The sequence below is a fragment of the Pseudoxanthomonas koreensis genome (assembly GCF_010093225.1).
Taxonomy (GTDB): domain Bacteria; phylum Pseudomonadota; class Gammaproteobacteria; order Xanthomonadales; family Xanthomonadaceae; genus Pseudoxanthomonas; species Pseudoxanthomonas koreensis.
Genome location: NZ_PDWM01000049.1, coordinates 1 through 19,621, shown reverse-complemented (window position 1 = coordinate 19,621; position 19,621 = coordinate 1). Strand labels below are relative to the sequence as shown.

The following is a 19,621-nucleotide window of genomic DNA, read 5'->3' as shown; positions in this document are numbered from 1 at the left end:
CCGGGTGCTGGACGTCGTCGGTCCGCAGCCCGGTCCTGCCGGTGGCCGCCGTAGGCTGCCTCTCGTACGCCCCGGACTCCCGTGGCTGGGCGCCCCCCCCTGTGGGGGCCCACTTCAGGGGGGCGTGGGCGACGTGGGGGTCAGGGGCGAGGCTGGGCGCTGGCGTCGCCCTGTCCCTGGAGCAGCGCCCAGCCGGCGATTTCGCTGCTGACCGAGGCCAGCGCCTGGTCGAAGGCGTTGGCCACGGTGGCCACGTCGGTCGCCGTGGCCGGTTCCACCCGTTCGAACGTGCGCCGGGCGACGATGCGCTGGTCGCTGTTGTCGAGCAGGGTCGCGCTGACCTCGATCGTCGCCGCCGGCAGGGGGCCGCCGCGGTAGTCGGCCTCGAAGCGGCGCACGTCCATCAGCAGCCGGTAGTCCGAGCGCATGCCGGTGGCCACGCGGCCCACGCCGGCGATCTTCCCCGAATCCTCCAGCACGCGCAGCACGCCGGCCTCGAGCATGTCGGCCGGTGGCTGCGCCCAGGCCGAGCCGCGGTAGACCTGCAGTTCACCCGGCACCGGGCGCACCGCGATCCGCGGGCTGTCGAGCAGGCGCGCGGCGCTGGGGCGGGCGATGGACAGCTGCCAGTCCACCCGCGGCCATGACGGGTCGGCCTGGGCGGCCTGCTGCGGCGAATACAGCGTCAGCGGATCGCGCGGGCCGCCCAGCACCGAGCAGCCGGCGAGGGCGAGCAGCAGCGGCAGCGCGGCCGCGCGCGCGATCCACGGGAAGGGCAGGGGCCTCATTGCGGTTCGTACTCCTTCGGTGCGTCGCGGCCGAGCAGGAAGCGCGAGGGGTTGCCTTCCAGGCGGTCGCTGATCTGGCGCAGGTCGCGGATCAGGCCGCGCAGTTCGGTCAGGGTCGGGCCGAGCTGGGCCAGGCCGTCGTTGGCGAAGCTGTTGATTGCGGCGCGGTTCTCGCCAAGGATCGCGTCGGCGTTGCCGGCGGCCGAGTCCAGCCGCGCCAGGGTCGAGTCGAGCTTCTCGATCAGGCCCGGCAGTTCCTGCACCAGGTTGCGGTCCAGGCGCTGCACGGTGCCGTTGGTGGCCTGCAGGGTGGCGTCCAGGCTGCGCGCGGCGTCGCGCGCGCTGACCAGCAGCGCCTCCATGCCCTGGTCCTGCGCCGCCAGCGCGCCGCTGATCCGCTCCAGGTTCTCCAGGGTGGCGGCGATGTGGGCCACGTTCTCGTCGCTGAGCACCTGGTCCATGCGCTCGACGATGCGGTTGGCGGTGTCGGTGATGTTCTGCAGCGCCGAGGGCGAGGTCTGGATCAGCGGCGTTTCGCGATGGTCCACCGCGGTGAGCAGCGGTGCACCCGGGGTGCCGCCGATGAGCTGGATGATCGCCGGGCCGGTCAGGCTGGTGATCGCCATCTTCGCCCGGGTGTCGGTCTTCACCGGCGCCCTGGCGTCGGCGCGGATGATCGCGATCACCCGGCGCGGGTCGCGCGGGTCCAGCGACAGCTCCTCGATCGAACCGATGGCGATGCCGTTGAACTGCACCGGGCTGCCCACCGACAGGCCGGTGACCGCTTCGTCGAACACGATCATGTAGTTCTGCCAGCTGCGCTCGGACGAGTACTTCGCCGCCCACAGCCCGAACAGCAGCAGGCCGACCGCCGCCACCAGGGTGAAGGCGCCGATCAGCACGTAGTTGGCCCTGGTTTCCATGCTCAGCCTGCCTCCGTCGCGGTGTCGCCCGCATCGCCCGTGGCCGCGCGGCGCGCGGCGCGCGCGCGCGGGCCGTGGAAATACTCCTGCACCCACGGGTGGTCGAAGCGCTCGACCTCCGCCAGCGGGGCGTTGACCACCACCTTGCGGTCGGCCAGCACCGCGACGCGGTCGCAGATAGCGTACAGGGTGTCGAGGTCGTGGGTGATGAGGAACACGGTCAGGCCCAGCGCCTCCTGCAGCGTCGCCAGCAGCCGGTCGAAGGCGGCCGCGCCGATCGGGTCCAGGCCGGCGGTGGGTTCGTCCAGGAACAGCAGCGGCGGGTCCAGCGCCAGCGCCCGGGCCAGGGCCGCGCGCTTGCGCATGCCGCCGGACAGCTGCGAGGGCAGCTTGTCGATCGCGTCGGCGGGCAGGCCGGCCAGCTTCACCTTGAGCAGGGCCAGTTCGTAGCGCCAGCTTTCCGGCAGTTCCGGGTGGTGTTCCTTCAACGGCACCTGCACGTTCTCGCCCACGGTCAGCGAGGAGAACAGGGCGCCGTCCTGGAACAGCACCCCGGTGCTGCGCTCCACGTGGCCGCGGTCGGCGGCCCTGCCGGACAGCGCGTCGACGCCGAGCACGCGGATGCTGCCGGCGGCCGGGCGCAGCAGGCCGATGATGCTGCGCATCAGCACCGACTTGCCGCTGCCGGAGCCGCCGACCACGCCGAGGATCTCGCCACGGCGCACGTCCAGGTCCAGGCCCTCGTGCACGGTCTGGCTGCCGAAGCGGTTGGCCAGGCCGCGGACCTCGATCGCGTTTTCCGTCGTGTCCTTCGCCATCTCACCAGTCCATGTGCATGAACCACAACGCGGCCAGCGCGTCGATCACGATCACCAGCGAGATGGTCTGGACCACGCTGGACGTGGTGCGTTCGCCCACCGACTGCGCGGTGCCGGTCACCCGCAGGCCCTCCAGGCAGCCGATCAGGGCGATCACCACGGCGAATACCGGCGCCTTGGACATGCCGACCAGGAAATGCCGCACCTCCATCGTCTCGTGCATCCGCGCCAGGTACATCTGCGGCGGGATGCCCAGGTCGAACGCGCCGACGGTAATACCGCCGGCCAGGCCGGCCAGCATCGCGATGAAGGTCAGCAGCGGCAGCATCAACAGCAGCGCCAGCAGGCGCGGGATCACCAGCAGGTCGATCGGGTCCAGGCCCAGAGTGCGGATCGCGTCGATCTCCTCGCGCGCCTTCATTGTGCCGATCTGCGCGGTGAAGGCCGAGGCGGTGCGGCCGGCGAGGACAATGGCGGTGAGCAGCACCGCGAACTCGCGCAGGAAGGCGATCGACACCAGCTCGACCACGAAGATCTCCGCGCCGAAGTCGCGCAGGATGGTCGAACCGAGGAAGGCGATCACCGCGCCGACCAGGTAGGACAGCAGCGCCACCAGCGGCACCGCGTCCAGGCCGGTCTGCTCCATGTGCGAGACGGTGGCGGTGAGGCGGAAGCGGCGCGGCTCGTGGACCATGCGCAGCAGCTTGACCAGGTTCTCGCCGGTGAAGCCGACCAGCTCGACGATGTCGCGCACCACCGCGTGGGTGGCCCGGCCCATGCGCTCCAGCGCGGCGGCGAAGCCGTAGTCGCGCCGGCGCGGCGGCCGGTCGTCGGCCACGTCCTCGATCACCTGCACCAGCGGCGCGTGCTCCTGGCGGAAGCGCAGGTGCTCGCTGTCCAGGCCGCGGCGGCTGGCGAAGCGCATCAGCTGCATGACCCCGGCCGAATCCAGCCGTTCGATCCCGCCGGCGTCGATCACCGCGGCATCCCCGGGGATCGCGCGCAACTGCTCGGACATGGCCGCGGCGTGGTCCAGGGTCCAGTGGCCGGACAGGGTGATCCTGCCGGTTCCGGCCTGTGCCTGCTGCCAGCGGGGAGGGGATCCGGTCTGTTCGGTCATGGGAGCGTCCGGGCGGCAGCATACCCGGAAGGGGGGTGCAGGTGCCGTGGTCGCGCCGGCGACGGGTGTGCGCCGCTGCGGCGGGGCGACATACTAGTGCGATGAATGCCCCGGCCCATCCCACCGCCAGCTACGCGCAGCGCATCGCCTTCGTCTCGGAGATGGCGGCGCGGCTGCACCGCTATGGCACCACCGCGCAGCGGCTGGAAGCGACGATCCTGGCGCTGTCGCAGCGCCTGGACCTGGAGTGCGAACCCTGGTCCAACCCGACCGGGCTGATCCTGAGCTTCAACGACCCGGGCAAGCCGCTGGGCAGCAACGACATCACCCGGGTGATCCGCCTGCCACCGGGCGAGAACGACCTGCACAAGCTCAGCGAGGCCGACCGCATCGCCGAGGTGGTGGCCAATGGCCAGATGAGCATCGCCCAGGGCCATACCGCGCTGCGCACCCTCGACCGCGCGCCGTCCACGCGCTCCCGGGTGATGCAGGTGCTGGCCTTCGGCCTGGCCGCCGCCGGCGTGGCCGGGCTGTGGCGGCTGCCGTGGCTGGACATCGCCACCGCCGCGGCGACCGGCCTGCTGATCGGCCTGCTCGACCTGTGCATCAGCTCGCGGCCGGCGCTGAAGGAAGCCTCCGAAGCGCTGGCCGCGCTGATTGCCGGCACCGTGGTGTGCACCGTGGCGGTGCTGGTCGGTCAGCTCAACCTCAACACCGTGGTGATCGCCTCGCTGATCGTGCTGCTGCCCGGCATGGCGCTGACGAACGCGATGAACGAGCTGTCCAGCCAGCACTGGGTCTCGGGCACGGTGCGCTTCGCCGGCGCGCTGACCACGGTGATGAAGCTGACCGTCGGCGCGATGGTGGCGGTGACCCTGTTCGACCTGCTCGGCCTGGAGCCGCAGGTTCGCGCCTGGCGGCCGCAGCCGGAAGTGGTGGTCTGGATTTCGCTGGGGGTGACCGCGTTCGCCTTCGCGGTGCTGTTCAAGGCCAGCCGCCGCGACTACCCGTGGGTGATGGCGGCGGCGGTCTGCGGCTACATGATCGGTCGCCATGTCGGCGATGCCTGGGGCAGTTCCGCCGGCATCTTCGTGTCGGCGCTGGCGATGACCGCGGCCGGCAACGCCTTCGGGCGCTGGATGCATCGCCCCGGGGCGCTGGTCCGGCTGCCGGGCATCATCATGCTGGTGCCCGGCAGCGCCAGCCTGCGCGGCCTGCTCACGCTGATCCAGGAGCAGGACATGAACCTCGGCCAGAGCGCGCTGCTGGCCGTGCTCAACGTGGTGATGGCGCTGGTCGCCGGGCTGCTGTTCGGAAACCTGCTGGTGCCGGCGCGCAAGAACCTGTGACGCCGTTGCAGGAGCTCCTGCAAAAACACCGGACCGGGCGCTTACTTCCTGGCCTTCTTCACCACGCGCTTCTTGCCGTCGGACTTCGGCTTCGGGGTGAGCCTGGCCACGCCGGGGATCAGGAATTCACCCAGGTCGCGGCCCTTGCCGACGTAGGTGGCCAGCCAGCGCGGCTGCTTGCCGCGGCCGGTCCAGGTTTCCTTCGGGTTGGCCGGATTGCGATATTTCGGCGCGACCTTGCCGAGCTTGCGCCCGGTGCGGGCACCGGCAGCCTTGCGCGCGGCCTTCGCCGGCGCGGCGCCACCGAACAGTTCCTCGATGGTGTAGCCCTCGGCCTTGGCCAGCTTCACCAGTTTCGCGCGCACCTGCGCGGCGGGCGCACGCTTGGTGAGCTGGTCCTGGCGCTTCTTCGCGGTGGCGATCAGGGAGCCGAGCTCCTTCGGGGACAGGGTGGTGAGGTCGATGGGCATCCGGGGCTCCGGTCGGGATCAAGGGTATTCGCGGTACAGGTGCACGCGCAGGATAATCGATCGGATTACCCCGGTAAATGAAGTCCATGTGAAACACCCGGATTATCTTCCGATAATCCGGGTGTTTTCCTTCACCTGCGGCGGGGAGAATCGCGGTGATTATCCCGCGTCGGCATGCGCGGTTTCAGTCGCCGCGCAGGCGCTGCAGCAGCTGCGCGCGGTCCAGCGCCTCGGCCTCGCCGCCGCTGCGCGCGCGGTATTCGAAGGTGCCGGCGGCCAGGCCGCGTTCGGACACCACCACCCGGTGCGGGATGCCGACCAGTTCGATGTCGGCGAACATCGCCCCCGGGCGCAGGCCGCGGTCGTCGAGCACCGCGTCCAGGCCGGCGGCCTGCAGTTCGGCCAGCAGCGCTTCGGCGGCTGCATCCACCGCGGCGTCCTTCTTCGGGTTGATCACGCACACCGCCACCGCCCACGGTGCCATCGGCACCGGCCAGATGATGCCGGCCTCGTCGTGGTTCTGCTCGATCGCGGCGGCCACGATGCGCGACACGCCGATGCCGTAGCAGCCCATCGGCGGCACCACCGCCTTGCCGGTCTCGTCGAGCACGGTGAAGCCCATCGCTTCGGAATACTTGCGGCCGAGCTGGAACACGTGGCCGACCTCGATGCCGCGCGCGAGGCGGATCTCGCCGCCGTCGGCGGCGCGGTCGCCGGCGACCACGCTGCGGATGTCGGCGACCAGGTCCGGCTCGGGCAGGTCGCGGCCCCAGTTGACCCCGGCGAGGTGGAAGCCGCGCTCGTTGGCGCCGACGACGAAGTCGGCCATCGCCGCGACCTCGCGGTCGGCGACGACGCGGATCGCCTTCGCCGGCTTCAGCGGGCCGAGGAAGCCCGGCTCGCTGCCCAGGTGCGTCGCGATCTCGTCCTCGCTGGCCGGCCGGTAGTCGGCCAGGCCGGCGACCTTGGCCAGCTTGATCTCGTTGACCATGTGGTCGCCGCGCACCAGCGCCAGCACGAAACCGTCTTCACCGACCACCGCCACCGACTTGACCGTGCGCTGCAGCGGGATGCCCAGCAGCGCGGCCACGTCCTCGCAGGTCTTCTGCACCGGCGTGTCGACTTTGCGCAGGGTTTCGGCCGCGGCCGGGCGCGCGCCGGGCGCGGCAGCCTGCGCGGTCTCGACGTTGGCCGCGTAGTCCGAGCCGGTGGAGAACGCCAGCGCGTCCTCGCCCGATTCGGCCAGCACGTGGAATTCCTGGGAGGCATCGCCGCCGATCGCGCCGGAGTCGGCCTGCACCGCGCGGAACTGCAGGCCCAGGCGGGTGAACACGCGGGTGTAGGCCGCCTTCATGTTCTCGTACTCGCGTGCCAGGTCGGCATCGCTGGCGTGGAACGAGTAGGCGTCCTTCATCAGGAACTCGCGCGCGCGCATCACCCCGAAGCGCGGCCGGATCTCGTCGCGGAACTTGGTCTGCATCTGGTAGAAGTTCACCGGCAGCTGCCGGTAGCTGCCCAGCTCCTGGCGGGCGAAGTCGGTGATCGCCTCTTCGGCCGTGGGGCTGTAGCAGTACTCCTGCTCCTTGCGGTCGCGGATCTTCAGCAGCTGGCCGCCGAACTTCTCCCAGCGGCCGGTCTCCTCCCACAGCTCCTTGGGCTGGATGGTCGGCAGCTGCAGTTCGATCGCGCCGGCGCGGTCCATTTCCTCGCGCACCACCGCCTCGACCTTGCGCAGCACGCGCAGGCCCAGCGGCGACCAGGTGTACAGGCCGGCGGCGAGCTTGCGGATCATGCCGGCGCGCAGCATCAGCCGGTGGCTGGCCAGCTCGGCGTCGGCCGGGGTTTCCTTGGTGGTGTGCAGGTGGAAGCGGGACAGGCGCATCGCGGGGGCGGGGTTCGTGGCGGGAACCGTGCATTCTGCCAGCACGGGCGATGCGGTGCTGCTGCGGCCTGGTGGCCTCGTTGGCACGATTACCTGTAGGAGCCCGCATGAGGGCGACCCGGTGGCTTGTCCGGAGCCAGCGTTTGACGCGGATCCTCCGCGGCGGCGCGTTGAACGGGGTGCCTCCAACGTGATCGGGTCGCCCCCTGAAGTGGGCTCCTACAGGGGGAAGTCAGGGTGGGGCGGTGACCTGGATGCCCGGTTCGGGCTCGAGCGCGATGCGTTCGTACTTGCGGCCCTTCGGCGGCGGCTGGTCGGTGACCTGCAGGTTGCCGGCGTCGTCGCGCCAGCGGTACAGCGGGCGCTGCGCGTCTTCGGCATTGGCCGCCGCGGCCTGGGCGGCGCGCTGGCGCGCTTCGGGCGAGCGCTGCGGGGCCTGGTCGCGGCCCAGCCACCAGGCCAGGCCGCCGCCGACGGCCAGCCCGGCCAGGATCGCCCAGGCTGCGCGCATGCTCAGCCGCCTGGCGGGCAGTAGGCCTTGACCGCGGCTTCGGCCAGGTTCTTCTGCGCGGCGCGCTCGTCGTCGTTGAGGGTCTTGTCCGGCTTGCCGTCGCCATCGGTGTCCTGCTGCACGGCGCTGGTGCCGCCGAGCAGCTGCAGGTTCTGGCGGGCGGTGGTGCACTGCGGGTCCACCGCCGGGGCGGCCGGCGCGGCGGTCTCGACGTACTGGCCGCGCTGGTCGATCCGGCGGGTGTCGTACTTCTGGCCCGACGGCGGCTTGTCCGCGGAGTGGGTGACGCCCTTGGCATCCTTCCACTGGTAGACGTTGGTGGCCGCGGCGCTGGCGCAGAAGCCCGCGGCCAGGAGCAGCAGGCAGGACCGGGACAGGATGCGCATCGGCGGGTCTCCAGCGGGGCGGGGTGAACGTTGTGCCGATTGCAGCACCCGGCCGCCGGGCTGGCAAGTCGCCCGGGCACGGGTCGCAGCGGGGCGGCCGGCCCGTACACTGGCGGCATGGATCCTGGAACCCCGCCGCCGCGCTCCCGCGGCATCTACCTGCTGCCGAACCTGTTCACCACCTGCGGCCTGTTCGCCGGGTTCTACGCGATCATCGCCGCGGCCAACAGCCACTTCACCGCGGCGGCCGTCGCCGTGTTCGTGGCCGGGGTCATGGACGGGATCGACGGCCGCGTGGCCCGCCTGACCGGCACCAGCAGCGCCTTCGGCGTGCAGTACGACTCGCTGGCCGACCTGGTCAGCTTCGGCCTGGCGCCGGCGCTGGTGATGTACCACTGGTCGCTGTCGGCGCTGAAGTTCGACGGCGGCGCGATGGGCCGGGTCGGCTGGGCGGTGGCGTTCCTGTACGCGGCCTGCGCGGCGTTGCGCCTGGCCCGGTTCAACACCCAGGTCGGGATCGTCGACAAGCGCTGGTTCGTGGGCCTGGCCAGCCCGGCCGCGGCGGGGCTGATGATGTCCTTCGTCTGGGCCTTCGCCGACGGCGAGCTGGGCTGGAGCGGCGAGGAACTGCGCTACGTGGCGCTGGCGGTGACCCTGCTCGCCGGCCTGCTGATGGTCAGCCAGCTGCGCTACTGGAGCTTCAAGGGCAGCGGCGAGGGCGGGGCGAAGGCCGACCGGGTCCCGTTCGCGGTGCTGCTGGCGGTGCCGGTAGTGCTGGCGATGCTGGTGGTGGACCCGCCGCGGGTGCTGCTGGTGGTCGGCGTGCTGTACGCGCTGTCGGGCCCGGTGATGGCGGCGTGGCAGCGGCTGCGGCCACCCGCGGGAAGCGCGGGATGACACCCGGCGGCTCGCCCTGGAGTCCGCAGCAGCGGCGCTGGCTGCAGGCGCTGGGGCATGCCGTGCTGCGCGTGGGGGGCGACGGGTCCGGGCCTGGCGATGGACTGGAGCCGGAGGGGGCGGACGAGGCGGGGCGGCCGGCGGCTTCGCACGGCGGGCGGGTGCCGGCCGGCGATGTGGCGCCGCGGCGCGTGCCGGCGCCTGCTGCGGCAGGGCACGGGTCCGGCGATGTCGCTTCGGCCGTTCCGGGGCGTGCTCCCGGTGCCGGTGCCAGGCCCGTTTCCGGTGCCGGTGCAGATATCGGACCTGGAGAGGATGCCGCTCCCGCTGCAGGGACCACTCCCGCTGCCGCCGCGCGCCCGGGCCCACGCCGTCCGGCGCGGCTGCCGGACCGGCTGCAGTTGGCGATGCTGCGTGCTTCCGGGCTGGATCCGGCCGATCCAGCCGCACAGGAAGCCATGGCCCAATGGCCGGTGGACCGGCTGCGCGGCGATGCCGCGGCCAAGCGCGCGTTCTGGCCGCAGTTGCGCGCGCTGCGGCGGCGACCGTCGTGAGCGTGGCCTGCCGCGAGGCCACCCCGGCCTGGCGCCTGCGCGCCATGCGCGAGGGCGACCTGGACGCGGTGATGGCGATCGAGCATCGCGCCTATCCGTTCCCGTGGACCCGTGGCATCTTCCGCGACTGCCTGCTGGCCGGCTACCCGGCGCTGATGGCGCTGGCGGACGACCGCCCGGCCGGCTACGGGGTGATGAGCATCGCCGCCGACGAGGCGCACCTGCTCAACCTGTGCACCGCGCCGGAGCGGCAGTCGCGCGGCCTCGGCCGGCACCTGCTGCGCGCACTGCTGCGCGCCGCCCGCGACCGCGGCGCGCATCGGATCTTCCTCGAGGTACGGCCGTCCAACCCGCAGGCCATCGCCCTGTACGACAGCGAAGGCTTCAACGAGATCGGCCGCCGCCCGCGCTACTACCCCGCCGCCCAGGGCCGCGAAGACGCCATCGTGATGGCGATGGAACTGCTCCCCGACACCATCGAGCGCATGCCCCCCCTGTAGGAGCCCACTTCAGGGGGCGACCCGACGACCTCGAAGGCGCCGCGTTGAACGCGCAGTTCCCGGATGAACCGGGCCACCCCTCCGCCATTCCCTCAGAACCCCGGATCGCGCCAGCCGATCTCCCCAGCCCCCATCGTCAGCAGGCTGCGGGTCCCCGGCAGCGCCTGCCCCGGCACAGCCTCGTCCAGCACGTCCTGCGACAGCACCGCCAGGTCGGCGAGCTGGCCGGGCGCGAGCCTGCCCTTTTCCTGCTCGCTGGACTCGGCGAACGCGCTGCCGGCGGTGTAGGCGCGCAGCACCTGCTCGCGGCTCAGCGCCTGGTCCGGGCGCGAGGCCGGGGCGATGGCGAACATCATGTTCAACCACGGGCTGGGCGGGCCGTCGCTGCCCAGCGCCAGCGGGATGCCGGCGGTGAGCACGTCCGCCAGCGGCTGCAGGCGGTGGGCGTCCAGGTACGCGGCTTCGGCCGGTGGCAGCATGAAGTGCGAGGGGTTCTGCACCAGCACCACGCCGTATTCCTTCGCCCGTGCCACCAGGTCCGGCGCCAGGCCTTCGCCGTGCTCGATCCGCGGGCGCAGCGCACGCCAGGTCTCCGCGCTGGCGGTGGCCTGCAGGGCGTCCAGCACGGCGGCGAGCGTGGCGTCGCCGGACACGTGCAGCAGCGGCTGGTCGCCGCGACCGGCAATCTCGCGCAGCAGCGCTTCGATCCCGGCCGGGTCGAAGTTCAGGCGGCCGTGGCTGCCGTCGGCGTATGCGGCGCGCATCGCTGCGCCGCCTTCCATCGGGGTGCCGTCGAGGATCCACTTGGTGCCGGAGACGGTGATCGATGGGCGCGCCGGATCGCGCGCAGGCAACTCCAGGTGGTCCGGGGGCTGGCCCGGTTCGCGCGCAAGCGGGGTGCGGATCGCGCGCAGGCGCAGCGGTGTGCCGGTTTCAAGCCAGGCGGTGATGAAGTCCGGCAGCGGGGTGCCGATCGCCATGTTCTGGATGCTGGTGACGCCGAGCCTGAGCAATGCATCGCTGTCGAGCGCGATCACGCTGCGCAGTTTCTCCGGGCGTGCAGGCAGGCCGGTGCGCGGCGACCACTGCGCGTACTCGTAGACGCGGCCGTCGAATGCGCCCGACGCATCCCGGCCCAGCCAGCCGCCGGCCGGCACGTCGTCCAGCGAAAGTCCCAGCGCGCGCTGCGCGGCGCTGTTGACCAGCATGCCGTGGCCGGTCCAGCCGGTGAGCAGGAGCGGGCGGGTCGGTTGCAGCGCGTCGAGCTGCGCGCGCCGCATCGCCGGATCGGCGAGCACGTCCATGCCGATGTCGGCGGTGATCCAGCCGTCGCCGGTCGTCGGCAGCGCCGCGATCGCCTCGCGCACCTGCGTGCTGCCGGCGTCGCGCGGCAGTTCGATATCCAACGACGGCAGGCCCAGGGTGATGTGGGTGTGCGCGTCGTTGATGCCCGGGACCACGCGGTGGCCCTTGAGGTCGATGCGCCGGCTGTCCTTCGTCGCCAGCGCCAGGATTGCTTCGTCGCTGCCGGTGGCGACGATGCGGCCGCCTTCGATGGCGATGGCGCTCGCGGACGGCTGCGCGGGATCGCCGGTCCAGATCTTGCCGTTGTGCAGGACGGTGTCGACCGCGGCGGCGTCCGCCGCGGCGAAGAACAGACAGGCAACGGCAATCGCGCGCATCGATGGACCCCCGGTGAATTCCGGGGGTTATAACGCATCCGGCCGGGGGTAGCGGTCAGCCCAGCTTGGCGCGCTGCTCCCGCAGGCCGGCCAGCTGCGCGCCCCAGTCGGCCAGGCGCTGGCGCTCCTGCTCGACCACGGCGGCCGGGACCTTGTCGGTGAACTTGCCCAGCTTGGCCTCGCTCTTGTCCTTTTCCGCGGCGACGCGGGCGAGCTCCTTGTCCAGGCGCGCGCGCTCGGCGTCGAGGTCGACCAGGCCTTCCAGCGGCACCAGCAGCCGAAGCTCGCCGACGATCGCCGCGGCGGCGGCCGGCGCGGGTGCGCCGGCCTGCAGCCATTCCACCGACTCCAGCCGCAGCAGGAAGCGCAGCTGCGAGTCGAAGCGGGCCGCGCGCACGCGATCGGCGTCGCTGCCCGCCTGCAGCAGCAGGCGCACCTGCTTCGACGGCGACACGCCCAGCTCGCTGCGCACCCGGCGCAGCGCCGAGACCATCGCCTTGAACCATTCGATGTCGGCCTCGGCCGCCGCATAGTCCTGGCCGGCGAAATCGGCCGGCTGCGGATACGGTTGCAGCGAGATCGAATTGCCGGCGATGCCCAGCCGCGGGGCGGCCTGTCGCCACAGTTCCTCGGTCACGAACGGCACCAGCGGGTGCAGCAGGCGCAGCAGCGATTCGAGCACGTGCAGCAGGGTGTGTCGGGTGCTGGCCGCGGCCGCGGCGTCGTCGCCGTTGAGCGCCGGCTTGGCCAGTTCGACGAACCAGTCGCAGAACTCGTTCCAGGCGAACTCGTACAGCGCCTGCGCCAGCAGGTCGAAGCGGTAGGCGGCGAAATGCTCCTGCGCCTGCGCGGTGACCGCGGCCAGGCGCGCGAGGATCCACTTCTCCGCGTCGGTCTTCGGCTGCGGGGCGCCGGAGAAGCCGGCACCGTCGGTGTTCATCAGCACGAAGCGGCTGGCGTTCCACAGCTTGTTGCAGAAGTTCTTGTAGCCCTCGGCGCGGCCGAGGTCGAACTTGATGTCGCGGCCGGGGCCGGCCAGCGCGGCGATGGTGAAGCGCAGCGCGTCGGCGCCGTGGGCGATGATGCCGTCGGGGAAGTCCTTGCGGGTGGCGCGCTCGATCTTCTCGGCCAGCTTGGGCTGCATCAGCCCGCTGGTGCGCTTGGCGACCAGGTCTTCCAGGGCGATGCCGTCGATGATGTCCAGCGGGTCGAGGACATTGCCCTTGGACTTGGACATCTTCTGGCCCTGCGCATCGCGGATCAGGCCGGTGATGTAGACGTCGCGGAACGGCACCTGGCCGGTGAAGCTGTCGGTGGCCATGATCATCCGCGCCACCCAGAAGAAGATGATGTCGAAGCCGGTGACCAGCACCGAGGAGGGCAGGTAGCGGTCGAAGCCGCGTTCGGCCATCGCCTGCGCATCCGGCCAGCCCAGGGTCGAGAACGGCCACAGCTGCGAGGAGAACCAGGTCTCCAGCACGTCGCTGTCCCGGGTGAGCACGACATCGGCGCCGAGGCCGTGCTTCGCGCGCACTTCGTCTTCGCTGCGGCCGACGTAGCAGGTTCCCGCCACGTCGAACCACGCCGGGATGCGATGCCCCCACCACAGCTGGCGGCTGATGCACCAGTCCTGGATGTTCTCCATCCAGTGGCGGTAGGTGTTGATCCAGTTCGGCGGGACGAACTTCACCTCGCCCGATTCCACGAGGTCGAGGCCACGTTTCGCCAGCGCATCCATCCTCACGAACCACTGGTCGGTCAGGTACGGCTCGATCACCTGGCCGGTGCGGTCGCCGCGGGGGACCTGCAGCTTGTGCGGCTTCGTCTCCACCAGCAGGCCCAGCTCTTCCAGGTCGGCGAGCACGGCCTTGCGCGCGTCGTAGCGATCCAGGCCGCGGTACTTCTCCGGCGCGTTGTCGTTGAGCGCGGCCACCGGGGTGAACAGGTTGATCAGCGGCAGCGAATGGCGCACGCCGACCTGGTAGTCGTTGAAGTCGTGCGCCGGGGTCACCTTGACCACGCCGGTGCCGAAGGCGCGGTCGACGTATTCGTCGGCGATCACCGGGATGCGGCGGCCGGTGAGCGGCAGCAGCACGTCCTTGCCGACCAGGCCCGGGTAACGCGGATCCTCCGGATGGATCATCGCCGCGGTGTCGCCGAGCATGGTCTCCGGGCGGGTGGTGGCCACGACCAGGTAGTCGCGGACTTCGCGCAGGACCTCGTTGCCGTCGGCATCGTGCTCGACGTGTTCGTAGCTCACGCCATCGGCCAGCGGATAGCGGATCGACCAGAGGAAGCCGTCCTCCTCGACGCTCTCCACCTCCAGGTCCGAGATCGCGGTCTTCAGCACCGGGTCCCAGTTGACCAGGCGCTGGCCGCGGTAGATCAGGCCCTGCTCGTGCCAGCGCACGAACGCCTCGACCACCGCCGCCGACGGCTGCGGGTCCATGGTGAAGCTGCTGCGCGACCAGTCGCCGGACGCGCCCAGCCGGCGCATCTGCCGCTCGATGATGTCGCCGGACTGGCCCTTCCACTCCCAGACCTTGGCGATGAAGCCTTCGCGGCCCAGCGAATCGCGGGTTTCGCCCTGGCCTTCCAGCGCCAGGTTGCGGCTGACCACCATCTCGGTGGCGATGCCGGCGTGGTCGGTGCCCATCTGCCAGAGCACGTCGCGACCGAGCATGCGCTGGTGGCGCACCAGTGCGTCCATCAGCGTGTGCTGGAAGGCGTGGCCCATGTGCAGGGTGCCGGTCACGTTGGGCGGCGGCAGCAGGATCGAGTACGGCTCGCCCTGGCCGGACGGCTTGAAGCAGCCGCTGGCCTCCCATTCGGCGTACAGGCGCGATTCGAAGGACTTGGGTTCGTAGCCGGAGGGGAGGGTGTCGGTCATCGTCTTCTTCGTTGAAGGGGACGGAGGGAATTAAACGCGCGCGTTTAATTCCCTCCGTCCCCATTTACATGTCGTGCTTGTTGAGGTCGTAGCCCAGCGCCTGGTACTGCTTCCAGCGCTCGCGCAGCGGGCCGCGCGCGGCCGGGTCGGCGGGCACCACTTCGAGCACGCGTTCGCACGGCGCGGCCCAGGCTTCGTCGCGCAGGTTGATCGCCAGCGGCCGCGGCGGCGCCTCGGTGCCGGGGGCGACGATCAGCACCGGGGTGATCTCGTCGTCCTCGTCGCTGCCGGCGATCTGGTGCGGGATGTAGGCGTCGGGGTCGAACGACCACAGCAGGTCGTCGATCTCTTCGGCCTGGGCCGCATCGCGCGCCAGCACCACGGTGAACTGGTTGCTGTCGCAGGCGCGGCGGGCCAGTTCGCAGACCAGCAGCAGCGGCTGCGCGGCGAAGCGCGGCTTGGCGATGAGGTAGAAGTCGGCGCGGGGCATGGGATGGGTCCGGGCCGGGGTGTGGTTCCGAGAGTGGAATCCACACCCGCCGCCCGATTGCGCCTCAGCCGGCCCGGTCCAGCAGCCACTGGCTCAGCAGCCCGACCGGGCGGCCGGTGGCCATGCCGCGCTTGCCCTCGTCGCTGGCCGAGCCGGCGATGTCCAGGTGCGCCCAGCGCTGGCCCTCGGCGAAGCGCGCCAGGAAGCAGCCGGCGGTGATCGCGCCGCCCCAGCGGCCGCCGATGTTGTAGACGTCGGCGAAGGTGGAGTCGAGCAGGGTCTGGTACTCGTCCCACAGCGGCAGGCGCCAGGCGCGGTCGAACACATTCTCGCCGGCGGCCAGCAGTTCGCCGGCCAGGTCGTCGTGCTTGCTCATCAGGCCGGTGGCGAACTTGCCCAGCGCGACCATGCACGCGCCGGTGAGGGTGGCCACGTCGATGAGCGCGGCCGGCTCGAAGCGCTGCGCGTAGGTCAGCGCGTCGCACAGGATCAGGCGGCCTTCGGCGTCGGTGTTGCCGACCTCGATGGTCTTGCCGGACATGGAAGTGATCACGTCCGACGGGCGGTAGCTGTTGCCGTCGATCGCGTTCTCCACCGCCGGGGCGATCACCACCAGGTTCAGCGGCAGCTTCATCTTCACCGCCGCCACGAACGTGCCCAGCACGCTGCCGGCGCCGAGCATGTCGTACTTCATCTCCTCGATCCCGCCCTGGGTCTTGAGGTTGACGCCGCCGGTGTCGAAGGTGATGCCCTTGCCGACCAGCACGTAGGGCTTCGCCTCGCCACCGCCGGACCACTTCAGCACGATCAGCCGCGGACGGTTGGCCGAACCGCGGGCCACGGCCAGCAGCGAGCCCATGCCCAGCGCTTCCATCTGCGCCTCGTCCAGGATCTCGGCCTGCGCGCCGTCGTGGGCAGCGGCGAATTCCTGCGCCTGCGCGGCCAGGTAGGCCGGGTTGCAGATGTTCGGCGGCAGGTTGCCCAGCTCGCGGGTGAAGGCCACGCCGGCGGCGATCGCCTCGCCCTGGGCCAGCGCGGTGGCGTCGTCGCCGGCGATGGCCAGCTCGCGCAGGCCCGGCTCGTCCTTCTTCTTGCCCAGGGTGGCGGTGTACTGGTACCCGGCATGGTCGGCGGCGATGGCGGCCTGGCGGATCGCCCAGGCGGCGTCGCGGCCGGCCACGGCCACTTCGCTCAGGGTGAACAGCGCCTTGCCGACCGGGCCGGTCTTCAGGCTGCGGACCGCGTCGGCCACCGCTTTGAGGTACTGCGGCACGCCGAACTTGGCGGTTTCGCCCAGGCCGATGACCAGCACCCGCGGCGCGGCCACGCCCGGCAGGTCGTGCAGCAGCAGGGTACGGCCGGTGCGGCCGCTGAGGTCGCCGCGCTCGAGCAGGGCGCGCAGGCGGCCGCCGCTGGCCTCGTCGATCGCCTGGCCCGCGGGGGTCAGGGTCTTGTCGGCGAAGGCGCCGACCACGACGCAATCGAAGGCGGCCGCTGCGGCGGCCTCGCGGTTCAGGGTGAATTGCAGGGCCATTGATCAGATTCCGGGGGAGGGTCAACTACAATCAAACACGAAATCGCGGGTCGCGGCCTTCCCGGCCCTGGGGCCCTGGATGGCCACGCCCGCAAGCGAACCCGGGATTTTATAGGACTGCCCCGCCTGATGCCGAAGCTCGACCGATACCTGCTGGGCGATTTCCTCCAGAGCTTCCTGGCGACCCTGATCGTCCTGCTCACGGTGAGCCTGGGTGGCGTGCTGGTCGACGTGCTGGGCGAAATCGCCGACGGCGGCCTGCCGGCGCGGCTGCTGCTGTCCCAGCTGGGCCTGCAGCTGCTGGTCTACCTGCCGCTGGTGCTGCCGCTGGCGCTGATGCTGGGGCTGATGCTGTCGGTGGCGCGGCTGTACCGGGATTCGGAGATGGCGGTGATCAATGCGGTCGGGGTCGGCCCGCGCCGGCTGCTGCGGCCGCTGCTGATGACCGCGGTGCCGGTGGTGCTGGTGGTGGCGGCCTGTTCGCTGTGGCTGGGGCCCTGGGCCCAGCGCGCCGGGGCGGAAATGGTCGAACAGGCCAACCGCAGCCTGATCGTGGCCGGGCTGGAGCCGGGGCGCTTCACCTCGCTGCCCAACGGCGGCGGCATCGTCTACATCGACCGCATGAGCGAGGACGGCCGCACCCTGCAGGGCGTGTTCCTGCACCGCGAGCGCGAGGGCCGGGTCGACGTGCTGACCGCGAGCGAGGGCGAACTGCAGTTCGAGGGCGAGCGCGAACGCTTCCTGCAGCTGCGCGACGGCCACCGCGTCGAAGGACCGCTCGGCGGCACCCTGGATTTCCGCATGATGCGCTATGCCGCCAACGAACTGGCCATGCCGGACCGCACCGACACCCGCGAGCGCGACGATCCGGTGTTGCTGCCCACACGCACCCTGCTCGGCGACAAGCGCGCCGAAGCCAACGCCGAGCTGCACCGGCGCCTGGCCCCGCCACTGCTGGCGCTGGCGTTCGCCCTGATGACCTTGCCGCTGGCGCGCAGCTCGCCGCGGCAGCAGCGCTACGGCCGGCTGATGCTCGGCTTCCTCGCCTACCTGGTGAGCGCGAACCTGCTGTTCATCGGCACCCGGATGCTGGCTGAGGGCGAATTGCCGGCGATGCTCGGCTTGTGGTGGCTGACCCTGCCGCTGCTGGCGCTGGCGATCTGGATGTACCTGCGCGACGGCCGCCTGTCGCGGCCGCGGAGGGCGGCGGCATGACCCTGCGCCCGCGCCTGCACGACCTCTACATCGGCCGGGTGGTGCTGGCCACGGTGCTGCTCACCTGGGCGGTGCTGCTCGGCTTCGACGTGGTCATGGCCCTGTCCGGCCAGCTCGGCGACCTGGGCAAGGGCAGCTACGACTTCGCCACCGCGCTGACGGTGGTCGCCTACACCGTGCCGCGGCGCGCCTACACGATCTTTCCCTACGCGGCGGTGATCGGCTCGCTGATGGGCCTGGGCCAGCTGGCGGCGACCTCCGAACTGACCGCGCTGCGCGCGCTGGGCCTGTCGCGGCGGCGGTTGAGCCTGTCGGTGGCCGCGGCGCTGGTGATCCTGACCACGCTGATGGTGGTCAACGGCGAGACCCTGGCGCCGTGGGGCCAACTGCAGTCGGACCGGATGAAGCTGGCGGCCAAGACCAACAACGTGGCCATCGCCCGCTATTCGGGGCTGTGGGCGCGCGAGGGCGACACCTTCCTCAACGCGGTCGACGGCGAGGAGCGGGTGGTGGACGGCGAGCGCACCCTGGAGCTGCGCGACGTGCGCCTGTACCGGCTGGCCGCCGACGGCAGCCTGCAATCGCTCACCCGCGCGGCGGTGGCCGCGCACGATGCCGATGGCTGGCAGCTGCGCGACGTGCGCCGGATCGGCTTCGGCTTCAGCCCGGGCGCGGCGATCGAGCAGAAACTGGCCGAGGAACGCTGGGAGTCGCAGCTGGACCCCAACGCGCTGGCCGCCGGCTTGACCCGCGCGCGCAACCTGTCGGCCGCCGACCTGCGCGCCAGCATCGAGTACCGCAACCGCAACAACCTCGATGCGCGCGAGTACGAGGACATCTACTGGAGCCGCTGGTTCTACCCGCTCAACGTGCTGGCGCTGTGCCTGGCGGCGGTGCCGTTCGCGTTCGGCAGCCTGCGCAGCGGCGGCATGGGCAAGCGCCTGTTCCTGGGCATCGTGTTCGCGCTGGGCTTCATGCTGCTGCAGATGCTGTTCGGCCGCCTGGCAGGCGCGACCCGCTTCGACTACCGCATCGCCTATGCGTTGCCGCCGGTGGTGATGCTGGCGGTCTCGTGGTGGCTGTTCCGGCGCAAGTCGGGCTGAGCGCGGCGCCGGCGCGTCGGCAGCGGGGCGGGCCCGGCCCTACGGCTTCGGCAGGCGCAGCAGGCGGGTGCCGCTGGCGCGGTCGTGCCAGGCGAGGCGGTCGCGGTCGAACCAGGCCCACCAGAAACCCAGGCCGGCCGGGAGCAGCGACAGCAGTCCGACCGCGTAGCGCAGCCACAACGCCTTCCACGTGGCCGCGCCGCCATCGGTGGCGACCAGCTTCAGGCGCCACGGCCGCATGCCCAGGGTCTGTCCGCCGCGGCGCCAGCTCAGTGTCGCGTACAGGCCGGTGACGCCCCAGCAGGCCAGCCACAGCAGCCACTGCAATGCGCTGAACGGCGCGATGTTCTCGCGCGCGGCGTGGTGGCCGAGGAAGGTGTAGCCGAGCGTGAACGGCACCGCGACCAGCATCCACAGCGCGGCCACCGGCCACAGGTCGTAGAACAGCGCCAGCAGGCGCCAGCCGACCAGGGCGCGCGGGCGCGGTGCGACGGCGGCAGGAGGGGGTG

Annotated in this window: 19 protein-coding genes; 6 read left to right on the top strand and 13 right to left on the bottom strand. The window is 71.5% G+C overall.

Annotated features, from left to right (window positions below; all coding sequences use genetic code 11):
- Positions 1-140: 140 nt before the first annotated feature.
- The 4 genes from CSC64_RS12540 to CSC64_RS12525 are packed head-to-tail and all read right to left on the bottom strand — an operon-like array spanning position 141 to position 3,649.
- Complete coding sequence (locus CSC64_RS12540) at positions 141-788, bottom strand: ABC-type transport auxiliary lipoprotein family protein (protein WP_162435672.1); 648 nt, start codon at positions 786-788, stop codon at positions 141-143.
- Complete coding sequence (locus CSC64_RS12535) at positions 785-1,711, bottom strand: MlaD family protein (protein ID WP_162435671.1); 927 nt, start codon at positions 1,709-1,711, stop codon at positions 785-787. The genes CSC64_RS12540 and CSC64_RS12535 overlap by 4 nt, the downstream gene beginning before the upstream one ends.
- A 2-nt stretch (positions 1,712-1,713) precedes the next feature.
- A complete protein-coding gene (locus CSC64_RS12530; protein WP_162435670.1) occupies positions 1,714-2,529 on the bottom strand; it encodes an ABC transporter ATP-binding protein in 816 nt (271 codons plus the stop codon).
- Between the two features lies 1 nt (position 2,530).
- Positions 2,531-3,649, bottom strand: a complete 1,119-nt coding sequence (locus CSC64_RS12525) for an ABC transporter permease (RefSeq protein ID WP_162435669.1) — start codon at positions 3,647-3,649, stop codon at positions 2,531-2,533.
- 101 nt (positions 3,650-3,750) lie between these two features.
- Here CSC64_RS12525 and CSC64_RS12520 point away from each other — a divergent pair, with 101 nt between their 5' ends.
- On the top strand, positions 3,751-4,998 hold the full coding sequence (locus CSC64_RS12520) for a threonine/serine exporter family protein (protein WP_162435668.1): 1,248 nt from the start codon (positions 3,751-3,753) through the stop codon (positions 4,996-4,998).
- A gap of 41 nt (positions 4,999-5,039) precedes the next feature.
- Here CSC64_RS12520 and CSC64_RS12515 read toward each other — a convergent pair whose 3' ends face one another.
- The 4 genes from CSC64_RS12515 to CSC64_RS12500 form a co-directional block, all read right to left on the bottom strand.
- Positions 5,040-5,468 carry an H-NS histone family protein gene (locus tag CSC64_RS12515; protein WP_162435667.1) on the bottom strand — a complete coding sequence of 143 codons (429 nt, stop codon included), beginning with the start codon at positions 5,466-5,468 and terminating at the stop codon, positions 5,040-5,042.
- Between the two features lie 184 nt (positions 5,469-5,652).
- On the bottom strand, positions 5,653-7,350 hold the full coding sequence (locus tag CSC64_RS12510) for a proline--tRNA ligase (RefSeq protein WP_162435666.1): 1,698 nt from the start codon (positions 7,348-7,350) through the stop codon (positions 5,653-5,655).
- A 232-nt stretch (positions 7,351-7,582) separates the two neighbouring features.
- The gene (locus tag CSC64_RS12505; RefSeq protein WP_162435665.1) at positions 7,583-7,861 is read right to left on the bottom strand and encodes a DUF4124 domain-containing protein; all 279 of its coding nucleotides are present in this window, start codon (positions 7,859-7,861) and stop codon (positions 7,583-7,585) included.
- Between the two features lie 2 nt (positions 7,862-7,863).
- Positions 7,864-8,247, bottom strand: a complete 384-nt coding sequence (locus CSC64_RS12500) for a DUF4124 domain-containing protein (protein ID WP_162435664.1) — start codon at positions 8,245-8,247, stop codon at positions 7,864-7,866.
- Between the two features lie 117 nt (positions 8,248-8,364).
- On the opposite strand from CSC64_RS12500, the gene CSC64_RS12495 reads away from it, so the two are divergent.
- The 3 genes from CSC64_RS12495 (at position 8,365) to rimI (ending at position 10,198) form a co-directional block, all read left to right on the top strand.
- Positions 8,365-9,144 carry a CDP-alcohol phosphatidyltransferase family protein gene (locus CSC64_RS12495; RefSeq protein WP_162435663.1) on the top strand — a complete coding sequence of 260 codons (780 nt, stop codon included), beginning with the start codon at positions 8,365-8,367 and terminating at the stop codon, positions 9,142-9,144.
- A gap of 407 nt (positions 9,145-9,551) precedes the next feature.
- Positions 9,552-9,698, top strand: coding sequence for a hypothetical protein (locus CSC64_RS13970; RefSeq protein ID WP_238390036.1), 147 nt, complete (start codon positions 9,552-9,554; stop codon positions 9,696-9,698).
- A gap of 44 nt (positions 9,699-9,742) precedes the next feature.
- A complete protein-coding gene (gene rimI / locus CSC64_RS12485; RefSeq protein ID WP_202922368.1) occupies positions 9,743-10,198 on the top strand; it encodes a ribosomal protein S18-alanine N-acetyltransferase in 456 nt (151 codons plus the stop codon).
- Positions 10,199-10,290: 92 nt separating this feature from the next.
- On the opposite strand, the gene CSC64_RS12480 is transcribed toward rimI, so the two are convergent.
- The 4 genes from CSC64_RS12480 to CSC64_RS12465 all read right to left on the bottom strand — a co-directional run bounded on the left by CSC64_RS12480 (position 10,291) and on the right by CSC64_RS12465 (position 16,794).
- Entirely contained in the window at positions 10,291-11,880 is a 1,590-nt protein-coding gene (locus CSC64_RS12480; RefSeq protein ID WP_162435660.1) for an amidohydrolase, read from the bottom strand.
- Positions 11,881-11,935: 55 nt separating this feature from the next.
- On the bottom strand, positions 11,936-14,770 hold the full coding sequence (locus CSC64_RS12475) for a valine--tRNA ligase (protein ID WP_162435659.1): 2,835 nt from the start codon (positions 14,768-14,770) through the stop codon (positions 11,936-11,938).
- A 64-nt stretch (positions 14,771-14,834) separates the two neighbouring features.
- A complete protein-coding gene (locus CSC64_RS12470; protein WP_162435658.1) occupies positions 14,835-15,260 on the bottom strand; it encodes a DNA polymerase III subunit chi in 426 nt (141 codons plus the stop codon).
- Positions 15,261-15,324: 64 nt separating this feature from the next.
- Positions 15,325-16,794, bottom strand: a complete 1,470-nt coding sequence (locus tag CSC64_RS12465) for a leucyl aminopeptidase (protein ID WP_162435657.1) — start codon at positions 16,792-16,794, stop codon at positions 15,325-15,327.
- Positions 16,795-16,923: 129 nt separating this feature from the next.
- Between CSC64_RS12465 and lptF the strand changes: the two genes are divergently transcribed.
- Both lptF and lptG read left to right on the top strand, forming a co-directional pair.
- Positions 16,924-18,009, top strand: a complete 1,086-nt coding sequence (gene lptF, locus CSC64_RS12460; RefSeq protein WP_162435656.1) for an LPS export ABC transporter permease LptF — start codon at positions 16,924-16,926, stop codon at positions 18,007-18,009.
- Positions 18,006-19,112 (top strand): LPS export ABC transporter permease LptG, encoded by a 1,107-nt coding sequence (gene lptG, locus CSC64_RS12455; protein ID WP_162435655.1) that lies wholly within the window; start codon positions 18,006-18,008, stop codon positions 19,110-19,112. The genes lptF and lptG overlap by 4 nt, the downstream gene beginning before the upstream one ends.
- A gap of 39 nt (positions 19,113-19,151) precedes the next feature.
- Here lptG and CSC64_RS12450 read toward each other — a convergent pair.
- The coding region (locus CSC64_RS12450; protein WP_162435654.1) for an RDD family protein at positions 19,152-19,621 on the bottom strand (470 nt) is incomplete at its 5' end.

Bases quoted from the DNA above. Each gene is read 5' to 3' on its own strand.
- CSC64_RS12540 (WP_162435672.1), bottom strand. From the start codon at position 788: ATGAGGCCCCTGCCCTTCCCGTGGATCGCGCGCGCGGCCGCGCTGCCG.
- CSC64_RS12535 (WP_162435671.1), bottom strand. From the start codon at position 1,711: ATGGAAACCAGGGCCAACTACGTGCTGATCGGCGCCTTCACCCTGGTG.
- CSC64_RS12530 (WP_162435670.1), bottom strand. From the start codon at position 2,529: ATGGCGAAGGACACGACGGAAAACGCGATCGAGGTCCGCGGCCTGGCC.
- CSC64_RS12525 (WP_162435669.1), bottom strand. From the start codon at position 3,649: ATGACCGAACAGACCGGATCCCCTCCCCGCTGGCAGCAGGCACAGGCC.
- CSC64_RS12520 (WP_162435668.1), top strand. From the start codon at position 3,751: ATGAATGCCCCGGCCCATCCCACCGCCAGCTACGCGCAGCGCATCGCC.
- CSC64_RS12515 (WP_162435667.1), bottom strand. From the start codon at position 5,468: ATGCCCATCGACCTCACCACCCTGTCCCCGAAGGAGCTCGGCTCCCTG.
- CSC64_RS12510 (WP_162435666.1), bottom strand. From the start codon at position 7,350: ATGCGCCTGTCCCGCTTCCACCTGCACACCACCAAGGAAACCCCGGCC.
- CSC64_RS12505 (WP_162435665.1), bottom strand. From the start codon at position 7,861: ATGCGCGCAGCCTGGGCGATCCTGGCCGGGCTGGCCGTCGGCGGCGGC.
- CSC64_RS12500 (WP_162435664.1), bottom strand. From the start codon at position 8,247: ATGCGCATCCTGTCCCGGTCCTGCCTGCTGCTCCTGGCCGCGGGCTTC.
- CSC64_RS12495 (WP_162435663.1), top strand. From the start codon at position 8,365: ATGGATCCTGGAACCCCGCCGCCGCGCTCCCGCGGCATCTACCTGCTG.
- CSC64_RS13970 (WP_238390036.1), top strand. From the start codon at position 9,552: ATGCTGCGTGCTTCCGGGCTGGATCCGGCCGATCCAGCCGCACAGGAA.
- rimI (WP_202922368.1), top strand. From the start codon at position 9,743: ATGCGCGAGGGCGACCTGGACGCGGTGATGGCGATCGAGCATCGCGCC.
- CSC64_RS12480 (WP_162435660.1), bottom strand. From the start codon at position 11,880: ATGCGCGCGATTGCCGTTGCCTGTCTGTTCTTCGCCGCGGCGGACGCC.
- CSC64_RS12475 (WP_162435659.1), bottom strand. From the start codon at position 14,770: ATGACCGACACCCTCCCCTCCGGCTACGAACCCAAGTCCTTCGAATCG.
- CSC64_RS12470 (WP_162435658.1), bottom strand. From the start codon at position 15,260: ATGCCCCGCGCCGACTTCTACCTCATCGCCAAGCCGCGCTTCGCCGCG.
- CSC64_RS12465 (WP_162435657.1), bottom strand. From the start codon at position 16,794: ATGGCCCTGCAATTCACCCTGAACCGCGAGGCCGCCGCAGCGGCCGCC.
- lptF (WP_162435656.1), top strand. From the start codon at position 16,924: ATGCCGAAGCTCGACCGATACCTGCTGGGCGATTTCCTCCAGAGCTTC.
- lptG (WP_162435655.1), top strand. From the start codon at position 18,006: ATGACCCTGCGCCCGCGCCTGCACGACCTCTACATCGGCCGGGTGGTG.